14 protein-coding genes and 2 tRNA genes are annotated in these 15,261 nt (G+C 63.4%); 3 read left to right on the top strand and 13 right to left on the bottom strand.

The genetic code is table 11. The annotated features are described in order from the left end of the window. Positions 1-98: 98 nt before the first annotated feature. The 8 genes from VXM67_RS17575 to VXM67_RS17610 all read right to left on the bottom strand — a co-directional run bounded on the left by VXM67_RS17575 (position 99) and on the right by VXM67_RS17610 (position 7,725). Positions 99-680 (bottom strand): DinB family protein, encoded by a 582-nt coding sequence (locus VXM67_RS17575; RefSeq protein ID WP_023381241.1) that lies wholly within the window; start codon positions 678-680, stop codon positions 99-101. 12 nt (positions 681-692) lie between these two features. Continuing rightward, positions 693-1,799 (bottom strand): cell division protein ZapE, encoded by a 1,107-nt coding sequence (gene zapE / locus VXM67_RS17580; RefSeq protein WP_023381242.1) that lies wholly within the window; start codon positions 1,797-1,799, stop codon positions 693-695. Between the two features lie 71 nt (positions 1,800-1,870). Beyond that, a complete protein-coding gene (gene rbsD, locus VXM67_RS17585) occupies positions 1,871-2,263 on the bottom strand; it encodes a D-ribose pyranase (protein WP_023381243.1) in 393 nt (130 codons plus the stop codon). Continuing rightward, complete coding sequence (rbsK, locus tag VXM67_RS17590) at positions 2,260-3,165, bottom strand: ribokinase (protein ID WP_023381244.1); 906 nt, start codon at positions 3,163-3,165, stop codon at positions 2,260-2,262. Before rbsK ends, rbsD begins: the two co-directional genes overlap by 4 nt. 9 nt (positions 3,166-3,174) lie before the next feature. Continuing rightward, positions 3,175-4,197, bottom strand: coding sequence for a LacI family DNA-binding transcriptional regulator (locus tag VXM67_RS17595; protein ID WP_023381245.1), 1,023 nt, complete (start codon positions 4,195-4,197; stop codon positions 3,175-3,177). Between the two features lie 4 nt (positions 4,198-4,201). Continuing rightward, positions 4,202-5,197, bottom strand: a complete 996-nt coding sequence (locus VXM67_RS17600; protein WP_027908171.1) for an ABC transporter permease — start codon at positions 5,195-5,197, stop codon at positions 4,202-4,204. Then, the gene (locus tag VXM67_RS17605) at positions 5,194-6,747 is read right to left on the bottom strand and encodes a sugar ABC transporter ATP-binding protein (RefSeq protein WP_023381247.1); all 1,554 of its coding nucleotides are present in this window, start codon (positions 6,745-6,747) and stop codon (positions 5,194-5,196) included. Before VXM67_RS17605 ends, VXM67_RS17600 begins: the two co-directional genes overlap by 4 nt. Positions 6,748-6,768: 21 nt before the next feature. Beyond that, on the bottom strand, positions 6,769-7,725 hold the full coding sequence (locus VXM67_RS17610) for a sugar ABC transporter substrate-binding protein (RefSeq protein WP_027908173.1): 957 nt from the start codon (positions 7,723-7,725) through the stop codon (positions 6,769-6,771). A gap of 319 nt (positions 7,726-8,044) precedes the next feature. Here VXM67_RS17610 and VXM67_RS17615 point away from each other — a divergent pair, with 319 nt between their 5' ends. Together VXM67_RS17615 and VXM67_RS17620 are read left to right on the top strand one after the other, a co-directional pair. After that, positions 8,045-9,133 (top strand): asparaginase, encoded by a 1,089-nt coding sequence (locus tag VXM67_RS17615; protein WP_367237245.1) that lies wholly within the window; start codon positions 8,045-8,047, stop codon positions 9,131-9,133. A gap of 181 nt (positions 9,134-9,314) precedes the next feature. Next, positions 9,315-9,557: a DUF1654 domain-containing protein gene (locus VXM67_RS17620; RefSeq protein ID WP_023381250.1), complete on the top strand. Its 243-nt coding sequence runs from the start codon at positions 9,315-9,317 to the stop codon at positions 9,555-9,557. Positions 9,558-9,595: 38 nt separating this feature from the next. On the opposite strand, the gene VXM67_RS17625 is transcribed toward VXM67_RS17620, so the two are convergent. From VXM67_RS17625 to VXM67_RS17640, 4 genes are all read right to left on the bottom strand, one after another. Then, the gene (locus VXM67_RS17625) at positions 9,596-10,021 is read right to left on the bottom strand and encodes a hypothetical protein (protein WP_023381251.1); all 426 of its coding nucleotides are present in this window, start codon (positions 10,019-10,021) and stop codon (positions 9,596-9,598) included. Between the two features lie 88 nt (positions 10,022-10,109). Next, positions 10,110-10,682 (bottom strand): SPOR domain-containing protein, encoded by a 573-nt coding sequence (locus VXM67_RS17630; protein WP_023381252.1) that lies wholly within the window; start codon positions 10,680-10,682, stop codon positions 10,110-10,112. Between the two features lie 141 nt (positions 10,683-10,823). After that, positions 10,824-10,900: transfer RNA gene (locus VXM67_RS17635), tRNA-Val, on the bottom strand. A gap of 1,852 nt (positions 10,901-12,752) precedes the next feature. Further along, a tRNA-Val gene (locus VXM67_RS17640) sits at positions 12,753-12,829 on the bottom strand. A gap of 201 nt (positions 12,830-13,030) precedes the next feature. Between VXM67_RS17640 and VXM67_RS17645 the strand changes: the two genes are divergently transcribed. After that, positions 13,031-14,314 (top strand): NAD(P)/FAD-dependent oxidoreductase, encoded by a 1,284-nt coding sequence (locus VXM67_RS17645; RefSeq protein ID WP_367237246.1) that lies wholly within the window; start codon positions 13,031-13,033, stop codon positions 14,312-14,314. 78 nt (positions 14,315-14,392) lie between these two features. On the opposite strand, the gene VXM67_RS17650 is transcribed toward VXM67_RS17645, so the two are convergent. Next, entirely contained in the window at positions 14,393-15,055 is a 663-nt protein-coding gene (locus tag VXM67_RS17650; protein WP_023381254.1) for a peptidase C39 family protein, read from the bottom strand. Positions 15,056-15,261 lie beyond the last annotated feature (206 nt).

Raw genomic sequence — 15,261 nt, forward strand, 5'->3', positions numbered from 1 at the left:
ACTGTCACGATCGAGCGGCAAGGATTCTCACTCCGCCCGCTACGCCGTGGGGCTGCCGGGCGGGCCTTTCGCGATGCGAGGCCCCTCCCACGGGCGGCTCAGTTCTTCCAGATCTGTGCTTCGGTCCAGCCAAGTTCGGCAAAATCCTCCGCCCGCAACCCGGCTTCCTCCTCGCAGAAGAACTCGTCCAGCTGGGGCGGTCTCACCGAGGTGTTGCTGAGCATCCCGTGCACTTGGCCACGGTGATGGATCTGGTGCTCGAACAAATGCGCCAGCAGGCGCAACCGAGGCTCGCGTTGCATGCGCTGAGGACGGGCAATGTTCACATACCGGGCCAACTGGTCATCACGCAATCCCTGGCAATAGCTGATCAACCGATGGTCTGCCTGGGCTTGCTCGGCATGCAGGTCAGCGCAGGTGGCGAACGGCTGTTCCGGCTCGAAAAAGCGCTCTGCATCCGGGGTAGGTGTTTCCCCGCGCTGCTCGCATTCGAGCATGTGCAAATAGAACCAGTCCACCGTCAACAGATGGTTGAGGGTGGACTTGATCGATGGGAAAAAACTGCAACGCGGGGCGACGAATTCGTCCTGGGTCAGTTGCAGGCAAGCCTTGTACAGGCGGTGATTGGCCCAGGCATTGTTGTAGGCCTGGGTCAGCAGATGATGCGACAGCGGCTCCATGATTCGGCTCCTTCAGGCGAAGCGTTGCAGTTGCATCTCCCGTAGCCGGCTGAGGGTCCGTTGATACGGGAACGCCAGATACCCTTGAGTGTAGAGTGCTTCGAGCGGTACCTGCGCTTCCAGGTACAAAGCCACCTTGCGGTCATAGCACTCATCGACCAGGGCGATGAAGCGGCGCACCGCATCGTCCTTGGGCGACAGCATCGGCAATTGGCGATCGCCAGCCTCGACCCGGGCCGCTGCATCTTCGGTACCGCGAGCGATACGCCCTGCCCGTTGCTCTCCACCCAGGGCCGGGATGCCCTCCACCAAAATGGCCGAAAAGCGATCGCACAATGCCATGAACTCCATGGCTGCCAGGGGCTGCTCGCACAAGTCGGCGAAGCGGCACCAAATGGCCTGCTCGCTACGGCGTACCACGTGAATCTGGCGGCTGCCCAGCGTCAGCGGTTGATCCGTGCCTGGCTCGTGCGCACTGAGCTGTTCGAAAACCCGCGCAAGGGCAGTGCTGCCGCCCGCCTCGGCCACCCAGTAGCGTTGCCGCGCAGCCCCTGGGTGCAAGCGGTGATCCTGCTCGCCGGCCACCGAGAGCACCTTCATGTGCCGCTCGATGGCGGCTATCGCCGGCAGGAAGCGCTCGCGGTTGAAGCCGTCGCGGTACAGCTGGTCCGGCGGCTGGTTTGAGGTGGCCACGATGACCACACCCTCATCGAACAGCACCTGGAACAAGCGCCCCAGGATGATCGCATCGCCTATGTCGCTGACGAACAGTTCATCGAAGCACAGCACGCGGATCTGCCCGGCCAGCTCACGTGCCAGTGCATGCAACGGGTCGGCAGTGCCGTTGAGCTGGAACAGCCGCTGGTGCACCCAGGCCATGAAGTGATGGAAGTGCTGCCGTCGGGCAGGCACTTGCAGGCAACGGTGGAACAGGTCCATGAGCCAGGTCTTGCCACGCCCGACTGGCCCCCAGAGGTAGATACCCTGGGCGTGTCTGCCTTGTCGCAGGCTGTCGAAGCACGCCTGCAGGGCGATGGCAGCCTGGGCCTGGGCAGCGTCGGGAACGTAACCTTGGTCGCTAAGGGCCTGTTGGTAGAGCGTTTGCGGATCTGGGTGCATGGTTCATCGCACTGGACGGTCAGCGAGCATTGTCCGCAACGGCCTCATCGCCGGCAAGCCGGCTCGTACAGCTAGAAGGTGACGCCGGCTATCAGGGCGATGTTGCTGTAAGGCTTGCACTCCCCCGTGCGCACCACGGCCTTGGCCTGACGGCTGAGGCGTTTGAACTGTTCGTGGGGCATCAACTCACGCCGTTCCAGCGGCAAGCGTGCCACTTCCGCCAGCGCAGGTGGCGACACGTCCAGCATTTCTTCTGCTACCACATAACGCTCAACTTGCATCTCGCTCAGCACGGCACGTAGCACACTGGCGAAATCCGGAATGCCTGGCGTCACCGCCAGGTCGATCAGCTCGACGCCCGGCGGTACCGGCAACCCGGCATCGCCGATCACCAGGATGTCGCCATGCCCCAGGCCTGCAATGGTGCGTGACAAGGCGATGTTGAGCAGTGCGGTCTTCTTCATGGCAGCTCCTTGAGGTACGGGATGGACGGCTGCGCACCCGCGCGGGTAACGGACAGCGCTGCGGCGCGTTGGCCGAAAGCGATGGCGGCATCCTCCGTCAGGCCACGCACCAGCGCGGCGGCGAACCCGCCAATGAAGGTATCGCCGGCGGCGGTGGTATCCAACGCCTTGACCTTGGGCGCGGGGAAGTGCCGGCTGCCCTGCGCGCAAACCAGCAGGGCCCCGTGCGCGCCCAGCGTGATGATCACCTTGCGCACCCCCAGTTGCACCAGGCGCTCACCCGCACGCCGGGCGCTGTCGAGGTCGCTGACTGGCACGCCGGTCAGCGCTTGGGCCTCGCTTTCGTTCGGGGCGAGGTAATCGATGTGGGCCAGCCATTGTGTCGGCAAAGGGCCGGTGGCCGGCGCGGGGTTGAGAATCACGGTCTTGCCAAGCTCACGCCCCCGGGCCAGGGTCCAGGCCACGGTGTCGGCCGGCACCTCGAGCTGGCAGATGATCACTTCGGCCGCCTGCAACAACCCATCGAACTGCTGCACGGCCTGTGGCGTCAGCAGGCCGTTGCCACCGGGAATGATGACGATGCAGTTCTGGCTGGCGGCATCCACGGTAATCAGCGCCACGCCGCTGGAAACGCCCTCGCATACCTTGACTGCCTGGCAGTCGATACCTTCGACCTCCAGCGCTTGGCGCAGCTGCTGGCCATAGGCGTCATCGCCAACGTTGCCGACCATCGCCACAGTGCCGCCCAGTCGGGCGACGGCCACCGCCTGATTGGCACCTTTGCCCCCAGGCACGGTGAAAAAGGTTTCGCCGGCCAGCGTTTCGCCCGGACGCGGCAGGCGTTCGGCGCGGGCCACCAGGTCCATGTTGAGGCTACCGACCACCACTACCTTGGCCTTCATGGCTGCTCCTTAGCGGTAATCATTGAACAGGTCCGGGCGTGGCCCGGTGGACTCGCGGGCAACGATACGCGGTGCAACGATACGCTGCTCCGAAGCCCCCAGGCGCGGTGTGGCGATGCGCGACAGCAGCAGCGCCGCAGCGCTTTCGCCCAGCTCGCGGATCGACTGGCCCACGGTGGTCAGCGGTGGGTACACATAACGGCTCAGTTCGATATCGTCGAAACCGATCACCGACAACTCGCCTGGCACGTTGATGTTGCGTTCGGCGGCGGCACGCAGCACGCCGAAGCCAATCATGTCATTGCCGGCGAAGATCGCCGTGGGTCGGTTGCCATCGAGCAGCGTCGCCGCCGCCGCATGGCCACCGGGGCTGGTGAAGTCGCAGTGCAGGACACGGCCGGGCTCCACCGGCGCCTGCGCCTGGGCCATGGCCCGGCGAAAACCGGCCAGGCGCAGTTGGCTGACACCGGTCTGCGCGGGGCCGCCGATGTAGGCAATATCACGATGGCCCAGTTCGAGCAGGTGCACGGTCGCCAGGTAGGCACCCTGTTCATGATCGATGCGCACCAGGTCGGCATCGACCCCCTCCAGTTCGCGGTCGACGATGACCATTGGCGTCCGCACACCGGCAAGGCTCTGCAGCAGGTCGCTGTCCTCGCCCACCGACGCCACCACCAGGCCATCGATGCGCTTTTCCAGCAGCACGCGCAGATAGCTGCGCTGCTTCTGTGGGTTGTCATCCGAGTTGCACAGGATCACGCAGTAACCATTGCGCTCGCAGGCATCCTCGATACCCCGCGCCAGCTCGGCGAAGTACGGGTTGACACTGTTGGGCACCAGCAGGCCGATGGTCGCCGTACTACGTGCCTTGAGCGAGCGGGCCACCGCACTGGGTACATAGTCGAGCTCGGCGATGGCCGCCTCGACCTTCAGCCGCACCTGTTCACTGACCGGGCGGGTCTTGTTCAGTACATGAGACACCGTGGTATAGGAAATACCCGCGAGTGCCGCGACGTCTTTGATGGTTGCCATAAATTCAGTTCCGCCGAGTTGCGCGCCGGCTGCGGTAGGTGTCGAGCACCACGGCGATGACGATGACCGCCCCGGTGATGATTCGTTTGGTGGGCTCTGAGGCGCCGATCTGCGCCAGCCCCGCGGCCAGTACCGAGATGATCAGCACGCCGAAGAAGGTGCTGATGACCGAACCACGCCCGCCCATCAGGCTGGTGCCACCGATGACCACAGCGGCAATCACCTGCAATTCAAGGCCCGAGCCGGCGTTGGGGTCTGCCGCCTCGAGGCGCGAGATCTGGAATAGCGCGGCCAGACCAGCCAAGAGCCCCATCAAGGCGAACACCACGACTTTGTAAGGGCGTGGGTCGATGCCGGCCAGGCGAACAGCCTCTTCATTGGTGCCGATGCCGATCAGGTAGCGCCCGAACACCGTGCGGGTCAGCACAAGCTGGGCCGCCAGAATCACCAGCAAGGCCAGGATGAACGCCGGCGAAATGCCAAAGGCAATCGGGTTGGAGAACCAGGCGTAGGCATCGCCGATGTAGGCGGTGCGCGAGTCGGTGAACTGGTAGGCCAACCCACGGGCCATCTCCAGCACGCCAAGGGAAACGATGAACGAGGGGATCCGCCAGGCCACGGTAACGGCCCCGGTGATGCTGCCCGCCAGCGCGGCCACGGCCATGCCGAGCAAGGCGGCGGGCAGCACCGACCACCCCCAGCCGAGGATCGCCACGCTGACCGTCGACGCCGCCAGCGCCAGCACCGAGCCCACAGACAGGTCGATGCCGCCGATGATCAGCACGAAGGTCATGCCCACCGCCAGCACCATCAGGTCGGGAATCTGGTTGGCCAGGGTGCTGAAGGTGGCATAGGACCAGAAATGGCTGCTCAGCAACGAGAACAGCACGATCATCGCCAGCAAGGCGCCGGCCAGGCCCAGGTAACTGCCCAGGCCGAAGTAGCTGCCGCCGCGGCGCACTGGTGTGCTGCCCGGGGTATCGAGGGGGGTGGTTTTCATGCATCAGTCCTGGGAGCTGCGTCGTGCAGCAGTGCGTCACGTTTCTGATAGCCAGCGAAGGCAGCGGCAAGAAGCTGGTCCTGGCGCCAATGTTCGCGTTCGAAGGTGTCGATCAGTCGCCCAGCGGAAAGGACCGCGATACGGTCGCAGATCAGCATCAACTCGCGCAGGTCGCTGGACACCACCACCAAGGCCTTGCCTTGACGCGCAAGGTCGGCCAGCAGGCCATAGATGTCGAACTTGGCGCCGACATCGATCCCCCGAGTCGGCTCGTCGAACAGCAGCACCTGGCAGTCCCGTTCCAGCCAACGGCCGATCACCACTTTCTGCTGGTTGCCCCCGGAAAGTTCACCGACCGCCTGGTCCTGGCCCGCACTGCGGATGCGCATGGCATTGATCTGCCGCTCGGCCAGAGCTTTTTCGGCGTCGCCGTCGAGTAAGCCGGCCTGGGAAACCGCTCTGTAGTTGCCCAAGGCGATGTTGGCAGCGATCGACTGCGACAACAGCAGGCCTTCGCCCTTGCGATCCTCGGTGATCAACGCGATGCCCGCTTGCACGGCAGCCTTGGGCGAGTCGATGGTCACGGCCTTGAGCGGCTGGCCGATCTCGATGCTGCCACTGTCGGCGACATCGGCGCCGAAGATCAGGCGCAGCAACTCGGTGCGGCCTGCGCCAATCAACCCGGAAATACCGAAGATCTCCCCTGCCCTGACCTGGAACGACACATCGCGCACCTTGTCACCCCGAGACAAACCGTCGACCTTGAGCAAGGGCGCACCCAGCGTGCGACCACCAAGGTCGATGTGTTCGCCCAATTCCCGGCCTACCATCAGGTTGACCAGCTCGGCACTGCTGTAGCGTTGGATGGGCTCATCGCACACCAGCTTGCCATCGCGCAGCACGACGATGCGCTGGGCCACGCGCTGCAGCTCTTCTAGGCGGTGGGAGATATAGACGATCGCCACGCCGCGCTGGCGCAAGCGTTCGATCTGCACGAACAGCAATTCGACCTCGCGGGCGGTGAGCATGGCGGTAGGTTCATCGAAGATCAGCACGCGGCAGTCGCCGATCAGGTTGCGGGCGATTTCGACCATCTGCTGGTGGCCGATGCCCAGTTGCCCGACCGGGGTGTCCGGGTCGATGGCGTCCAGCCCCACCTGGGCCATGGCCGCAGTGGCCAGCTGGCGCAGGCGCTTCTGGCTGATCCAGCCGAACCGGCTGGGCAGGTTGTCGAGGAAAAGATTCTCGGCCACGGTCAGGGTCGGCAGCAGGTTGAGTTCCTGCATGACCATGCGCACGCCCAGGCGCTCGGCCTCATTGCGGCTGCCAGGCGCATAGGCCTGGCCGCGATAGGTCATCTGCCCGGTGGTGGGTACCTCCAGGCCACTGATGAGCTTGGACAAGGTGCTCTTGCCAGCGCCGTTTTCACCGGTAAGGGCCAGCACCTCACCACCACGCAGGCTCAGGCTGACGTCGCCGAGCACTGGCTGGGCGTAGGTCTTGCCCAGCCCCGTTGCAACGAGCACCACTTCATTGGCCGATGCCGACATGGCCACGTCTCCTGCTGGGGGTCAAGGCTGGGTGATGAGTTGGACCGGGGTCTGGATGACATTGTCAGCATCCACATCCGGTTTCTCGCCCTTGAGCATTTTCAACGCTGCCTGGATGCCATACACCGCTTGCTGGCTGGCGGCCTGGTCGAGGGTGGCGAGAACCCGGCCATCCTTGAGCATCGGCTTGATTGCATTGATGTTGTCATAGCCGACCACCTGCACCTGACCGGTCTTGCCAGCGGCTCGCACAGCCGACACAGCGCCCAGGGCCATGCTGTCGTTGCCCGCCAGCAGCGCCTTGATATCGGGGTATTCGTTGAGCATCGAAGCGGCAACCGCGTTGCCTTTGTCGATCTCCCAGTTGCCGGACTGCACCGAGACGATCTTCACCTGCGCCGCTTCCATGGCGTCCTTGAAACCGGCGGTACGTTGCTGGGCATTGGTGGTGGTAGGCACGCCTTCGATGATACCGACCTGGTCGCCAGCCTTGAGTTTTTCCTTGGCCAGGTAGTCGCCGACCAGGCGAGCGCCCTTGCGGTTATCAGGGCCTACGAAGGGAACGCTGATGCCCTTGCTCTTGAGTACGTCCGGGTCCAGGCGGTTGTCGATGTTCACCACGGTGATGCCAGCATCCATGGCCTTCTTCAACACCGGTACCAATGCCTTGGAATCGGCCGGAGCGATGACCAAGGCCTTGGCGCCAGTGGCGATCATCTGCTCGACGATTCGGATCTGGTTGCCGGTATCGGTTTCATCCTTGATGCCGTTGGCCACCAGTTCGAACTCGCCCGGGTGGTCTTTCTGGTACGCCTTGGCGCCGTCCTCCATGGTGCGGAAGAACTCGTTGGCCAGGGACTTCATCACCAACGCAACCTTGGGCGCATCTTCGGCGTGGGCGGCAGACAGCGGCAGAGCGAGGGAAAGCGTGGAGGCGACAGCGAGGGCCAGCAGACGGCCAGTGAACGGCAGCTTCATGGGGAATGACTCCGAATCTTGTGATTTTTATCGGGTCGCAAACGTTTGCGGTTCCTAACTATGGAAACAAGACCTGCGTTTGTCAAATCCGTTTCGATGCCGGGGTCAAGGCGTGTGCGCGACGGATTATCCGGAATTTTTCCGATAAACCGAACACCTTTTGCTGATTTTGTTCGGAATCCCGAATGAGCGCAGCTACTCAAGCACCCACACCCCCCCGCAGGCGCTGGCTTGCCGGCGATGAGGCAGCTGGTACGAAAACTGCCTCACGTGCAAGGCGACACAGCAAAAATCTCATTAGGAAGAGAGCACAATAATCATGAATGCTGCATTGAAGACCTTCGCCCCCACTGCGCTCGCGCTGCTGCTGGCGCTGCCCGCCACCGTCTCGGCGAAGGAAGCCGAAACTCAACAGAAACTCGCCAACGTAGTGATCCTCGCCACGGGCGGCACCATTGCCGGCGCCGGCGCCAGTGCTGCCAACAGCGCTACCTACCAGGCCGCCAAGCTGGGCGTGGACAAACTCATCGCCGGCGTGCCGGAACTGGCCGGACTGGCCAACGTTCGCGGTGAACAAGTGATGCAGATCGCCTCGGAAAGCATCAGCAACGATGACTTGCTGAAGCTGGGCAAACGCGTCGCCGAACTGGCAGACAGCAAAGATGTCGACGGCATCGTCATCACCCACGGCACCGACACCCTGGAAGAGACCGCGTACTTCCTCAACCTGGTGGAGAAGACCGACAAGCCGATCGTGGTGGTGGGCTCTATGCGCCCAGGCACCGCCATGTCCGCCGATGGCATGCTCAACCTGTACAACGCTGTGGCCGTGGCCAGCGACAAGCAGTCGCGCGGCAAAGGCGTGCTGGTAACCCTGAATGACGAGATTCAATCCGGCCGAGACGTGAGCAAAGCGGTGAACATCAAGACCGAGGCCTTCAAGAGCGCCTGGGGCCCCATGGGCATGGTGGTGGAAGGCAAGTCCTACTGGTTCCGTTTGCCAGCCAAGCGCCACACCGTCAACTCGGAATTCGACATCAAGCAGATCAGCAGCCTGCCCCAGGTGGACATCGCCTACGGCTATGGCAACGTAACCGACACGGCCTACAAGGCACTGGCACAAAACGGCGCCAAGGCATTGATCCATGCCGGCACTGGCAATGGCTCGATATCGTCGCGAGTGGTACCGGCCCTGCAGCAACTGCGCAAGGACGGCGTACAGATCATTCGCTCTTCCCACGTGAACCAGGGCGGCTTCGTACTGCGCAATGCCGAGCAGCCGGATGACAAGAACGACTGGGTCGTGGCGCATGACCTGAATCCACAGAAGGCGCGGATCCTGGCGATGGTGGCGATGACCAAGACCCAGGACAGCAAGGAACTGCAGCGCATCTTCTGGGAGTATTGATCGCATGATCCCCGCGGGAGCGGCCTACCGGCGCAACGCCGCTCCCGCGGGAATCGCGCCAGCCCGCTGCAAGTCAGCCGCAAACCCTTTGGAAGGCGGCTTGGCGGCGATGAAGCCAGTTGCGAAAATTCTTGTGGTGAAATACTGTACGTACATACAGCAACAACAAGGAAAGCGCTCCATGGCCAGCACCGCCACCGCAACCCCTAGCAGCTACGAACAACTGGGCCTTCGCGTCCAGAAGATCATCAACAATCCTCTCGCCCAGCGCAGCCGTGCCGCCCTGATCTTCCGGCTGGAACATGAGTCGGTGGAGGATTGGGAAACCCTGCTTGAGGAAATCGCCGAGAACGACAATGTCACCCTCGCCCACCGCGATGACGGCGGCGTGCAGATTTTCTGGACTGTGCCCAAGGAAGATTGACCCAGCAGGCACGTCTCGCGTCGGCCTGTGACTGCCATTCACGCCAGTGCCTGCAAGTAGGCACTGGCCTCCCGATAACGCGCCAGGCGCGCCAGGTCGGCAGGGCCTGGGGTGGCAATGCGGGTAAGATCACTGTTATCGGCAAGATCGGCCAGCTTGACCGTGCGGGCCAACGGGTCATCACCCAGGCGCACGACGAAATCCTGGTAGCTTTCGCCTTCACGCCTGCTCAATGCCAGCAAGGCCGCCAGGATCTTCAATGCGAAACCCTCACGGGCGAGGTCCGACAGCGTCAACGGGGTGTCTTCGAGCACATCGTGCAGCACCGCGACAATGCGCTGCTCAGGGGTCGCAACGCGCATCATCACCCGCAACGGGTGGAGAATGTACGCCGCCCCACCCTTATCGAATTGCCCTTCATGCGCCCTGGCGGCCACGACGATGGCCCGTTCCAGCGTAGACATGAGGCCCTCTCCGTTCAGCATCTCCTGCGTCCAAGCATAGCCGGGACCGGCGCGCCATGGCCACCCGCAGACTCGCCTAGCTCGCCGCCTAGCGCTCGACGCCGTGCTGGATGACGATCGAGTCAGTGCCGAGCTTGGCCATGACTTCAGCCTTGCGGGCCTCGGCTTCGGCCTTGGTGGGGAATGGCCCCATCAACACCACCGGCTTGCCATTGCGGTATTCCACCGAAGACGGAATACCCTTCTCGATCAGGCGTGCGGTCATATCGCTCAGTGCGCCCATGTTGGCGCCTTGAATCACTTCGACATCCCAGCCTTCAGGGGCCGGCTGATCGGCCAGCGCTTCGGCGCGGCGCTGCAGCTCCGCGCCACCGCACATTTCGCGGATACGCAAGTTGTTGCCGGTGTCATCGACGATGATTTCGTATTGGCCAGCGTCGCGCTTGATAGCGACGTAGCTGCGGTAGGCTTCGTACTGCCCGGCATCGTCCTTGCCACGCACCTGGCCGCAGATGGTGCCCTGGGTGTCGATCCGCACGTTGCCGAACTTGGCGGTCTTGGGGTTGTGCAGATGTTCGGCCACCTGCTTGTGTACGCCTTCGACCTCGTTCTCACAGCCCGCCAGGGCCAGCACTGCCATTACCACTGCCAGTTTGCGCACGCGTCCACCTCCAGATTCGAAGGGGCGGATTCTAGCATGATGGCCTTGCGCACGGGCCGCGACCATAGGTTACGGGCTGCAACAGCTTGGAAACGCGCAAACGAAAAAGGGCGACCCTATCGGATCGCCCCTCTTCAGATTTGGTAGGCACAATTGGACTCGAACCAACGACCCCCACCATGTCAAGGTGGTGCTCTAACCAACTGAGCTATGTGCCTGTCGTGTGCCGCGCATATTAAGGGGGATGCGCATGGCTGTAAAGCGTTTTTTTCAAAAAAATCAAAAACTTTCGGTTCTGGGGAGTGTTGAGTGGCAGGCCAAGGGGTTGGCGCTCATGCGATCGAGCGCCGCCGGCGCGGCGCATCGCGAGCAAGGCTCGCTCCTACGGTGGTGGCGAGCCAATGTTGTCTGCGGTTGGCGCGGGCGAGCGCCTGGCCTGGATGACTCGAAACCGCGCCGTGCAATAAAGCGCAACTGTAGGAGCGAGCTTTGCTCGCGAGAGGAGGATCCTGCGCGATCGAGTGCCGCCGGCGTGGCGCATCGCGAGCAAGGCTCGCTCCTACGGTGGTGGCGGGCCAATGTTGTCTGCGGTTTAGGCGCGAGCGCCTGGACTGGGTGACTCGAAACCGCGCCGTGCAATAAAGCGCAACTGTAGGAGCGAGCCTTGCTCGCGAGAGGTGGGTCCTGCGCGACCGAGCGCCGCCGGCGCGGCGCATCGCGAGCAAGGCTCGCTCCTACGGTGGTGGCGAGCCAATGTTGTCTGCGGCTGGCGCGCGCGAACGCCTGGCCTGGATGACTCGAGATCGAACCGTGCAATAACGCGCAACTGTAGGAGCGAGCCTTGCTCGCGAGAGGAGGATCCTGCGCGACCGAGCGCCGCCGGCGCGGCGCATCGCGAGCAAAGCTCGCTCCTACGGTGGTGGCGGGCCAATGTTGTCTGCGGTTGAGGCGCGCGAGCGCCTGGCCTGGGTGACTCGAAACCGCGCCGTGCAATAAAGCGCAACTGTAGGAGCGAGCCTTGCTCGCGAGAGGTGGGTCCTGCGCGACCGAGCGCCGCCGGCGTGGCGCATCGCGAGCAAGGCTCGCTCCTACGGTGGTGGCGGGCCAATGTTGTCTGCGGTTGGCGCGCGCGAGCGCCTGGCCTGGCTGACTCGAAACCGCGCCGTGCAATAAAGCGCAACTGTAGGAGCGAGCCTTGCTCGCGAGAGGTGGGTCCTGCGCGACCGAACGCCGCCGGCGCGGCGCATCGCGAGCAAGGCTCGCTCCTACGGTGGTGGCGAGCCAATGTTGTCTGCGGTTGGCGCGCGCGAACGCCTGGCCTGGGTGACTCGAAACCGCGCCGTGCAATAAAGCGCAACTGTAGGAGCGAGCCTTGCTCGCGAGAGGTGGATCCTGCGCGATCGAGCGCCGCCGGCGCGGCGCATCGCGAGCAAGGCTCGCTCCTACGGTGGTGGCGGGCCAATGTTGTCTGCGGTTGAGGCGCGCGAGCGCCTGGCCTGGATGACTCGAGATCGCGCCGTGCAATAACGCGCAACTGTAGGAGCGAGCCTTGCTCGCGAGAGGTGGATCCTGCGCGATCGAGCGCCGCCGGCGCGGCGCATCGCGAGCAAGGCTCGCTCCTACGGTGGTGGCGGGCCAATGTTGTCTGCGGTTGAGGCGCGCGAGCGCCTGGCCTGGATGACTCGAGATCGCGCCGTGCAATAACGCGCAACTGTAGGAGCGAGCCTTGCTCGCGAGAGGTGGATCCTGCGCGATCGAGCGCCGCCGGCGCGGCGCATCGCGAGCAAGGCTCGCTCCTACGGTGGTGGCGGGCCAATGTTGTCTGCGGTTGAGGCGCGCGAGCGCCTGGCCTGGGTGACTCGAGATCGCGCCGTGCAATAAAGCGCAACTGTAGGAGCGAGCCTTGCTCGCGATGCGCCGCACAGGCGGCGCCCTTCTGAAGCCCCGCGAGATCTATGGCAGCTGCCCTGCCTCCACCACAGACGAGCACGCATGAACTTTTCTTGCACAAGCAAAAAGGGCGACCCCTTCGGATCGCCCTTCATGTGCCCGGAAGCCGGGACTTTTGTTTGGTAGGCACAATTGGACTCGAACCAACGACCCCCACCATGTCAAGGTGGTGCTCTAACCAACTGAGCTATGTGCCTGTCGATGTGGGCGCATTCTACGCGTTCCGAAACCGGTGTCAACTGTTTTTTTCCCGCTAACCCACTGAATCTTAAAAATATTTAGAGTCCAGGCGCTGGCAATGCGAGTAAAGGATTTTCAACGGACGACTAGCGGGTGTTTATTATTATTGATAGCATCGGTACATTCGTTAAAAATATAAAACACGAGGTTCCTCGAGCATGGCCAATACCCCCTACCCCCAGTCCTACTACGCCGCCTCGGCTAACCCGGTGCCGCCACGTCCGGCGCTGCAGGGTGAGGTGGAAACCGATGTGTGTATCATCGGTGCCGGCTACACCGGCCTGTCCAGCGCGCTGTTCCTGCTGGAAAACGGCTTCAAGGTGAGCATCGTCGAAGCCGCCAAAGTCGGCTTCGGCGCTTCGGGCCGCAACGGCGGCCAGATCGTCAACAGCTACAGCCGCGACATCGATGTCATCGAACGTACCGTCGGCCCCAAGCAAGCACAGTTGCTGGGCCAGATGGCCTTCGAAGGCGGCCGCATCATTCGTGAGCGCGTAGCCAAGTACAACATCCAGTGCGACCTGAAGGACGGTGGTGTTTTCGCCGCCCTCACCGCCAAGCAGATGGGTCACCTGGAATCGCAAAAGCGCCTGTGGGAACGCTTCGGCCACACCCAGCTGGAACTGATGGACCAGAAGCGCATTCGCGAAGTCGTGGCGTGCGACAACTACGTCGGCGGCATGCTGGACATGAGCGGCGGCCACATCCACCCGCTGAACCTGGCCCTGGGCGAAGCTGCCGCGGTCGAGTCGCTGGGCGGCATCATTTATGAGCAAACCCCGGCCGTACGTATCGAACGTGGCGGCAATCCGGTCGTACACACCCCGCAGGGCAAAGTGCGCGCCAAGTTCATCATCGTCGCCGGTAACGCCTACCTGGGTAACCTGGTCCCGGAACTGGCCGCCAAGTCGATGCCATGCGGCACCCAGGTGATCACCACCGAACCGCTGGGCGACGAGCTGGCGCGCACCCTGCTGCCGCAGGACTACTGCGTCGAGGACTGCAACTACCTGCTCGACTACTACCGCTTGACCAGCGACAAGCGCCTGATCTTCGGCGGCGGCGTTGTCTACGGTGCACGTGACCCGGCCAACATCGAAGCGATCATCCGTCCGAAGATGCTCAAGGCGTTCCCGCAACTGAAGAACGTCAAGATCGATTACGCCTGGACCGGCAACTTCCTGCTGACCCTGTCGCGTCTGCCGCAGGTCGGCCGTATCGGCGACAACATCTACTACTCGCAGGGTTGCTCAGGCCATGGCGTGACTTACACCCACCTGGCAGGCAAGGTGCTGGCAGAGGCCCTGCGAGGCCAGGCTGAGCGCTTCGATGCCTTCGCCGGCCTGCCCCACTACCCGTTCCCGGGTGGCCAGATGCTGCGCGTGCCATTCAGCGCCATCGGCGCCTGGTACTACAGCCTGCGCGATCGTCTGGGCTTCTAACGGTTCATCGCCGGCGCACCGGTTCCTACAGGTTTCGCGTAACCCTGTAGGCGCCGGCTTGCCAGCGATCAGGCCACGTTACCTGCCCAGGCTGCTCACCGCCTGCTTGGCTGCAAGCTCCTGGCCTGCCCGAGCCAGTTCATCTGCCGCCTGCAACCAGCGTTGGCGGTCCACTTGGGCCGGCAACTGCCGCGGTGGCTGCACCAGCACCGCCCAGCTCCCCTCCTTGACCCAGGCCGCCTCGAAATCATCGAACGCCATCAACTCCCGGCGATGCATGCCTGAGCGCAGCAGCACCCGTTGTTTGTAACGGTCATAGCCGATCAGCACCGCGTAACGCGGCTCGCCCCACCAGGCCGCACCCTCCTCGTAGCGCAGCAACACCGGATTACCCGCAGCCACCTGCACCAGCAAGGCGTCCAGGCGCTTGTCCAGTGGATAGACGACCATGCCGTAATCCCTGGCAACGCGAGGAATGCCGGTATCCAGCGACTCGGCGGCCTGGGGCAGGTTCAAGGGCTTGTCCAAAAGGCCTGGCGTGATCGGTGCGCCTTGCTGCGAGAGCACCGCCGCCAGGGCCATGGCGCCGCTGTGGTTGGCATTGCCACGGTAGAACGGCACGCTGCTGATTTCGACACGCTGCGGCAAGCCCTTGAGAGCGGCCGGTGGCGCACTGGCACAGCCCGTCAGGCTGACGGCCAGCAGACACGCGGCCAGCCATTTGAAGGATTTTTGCTCCATGGACACTCACTTGTTCCAGCGCCGGACAGGCACGCCCGGCTGTGGTCGTCGATCATAGGTCGGACAGCCTCGCGGGTATAGTCCGACCCACCGTAGGAACGAATCGGACCAAGCAATAGACTTAAGGTCAATGGAACGTCACAGGGCGCGAGCTAGACTAAAGCAGTGTCTGGAAGGCAAAGCCTTGCGCTGGCCCGAGAGAAGGA

This window comes from Pseudomonas sp. Rh2 (assembly GCF_040762985.1).
Lineage (GTDB): Bacteria > Pseudomonadota > Gammaproteobacteria > Pseudomonadales > Pseudomonadaceae > Aquipseudomonas > Aquipseudomonas taiwanensis.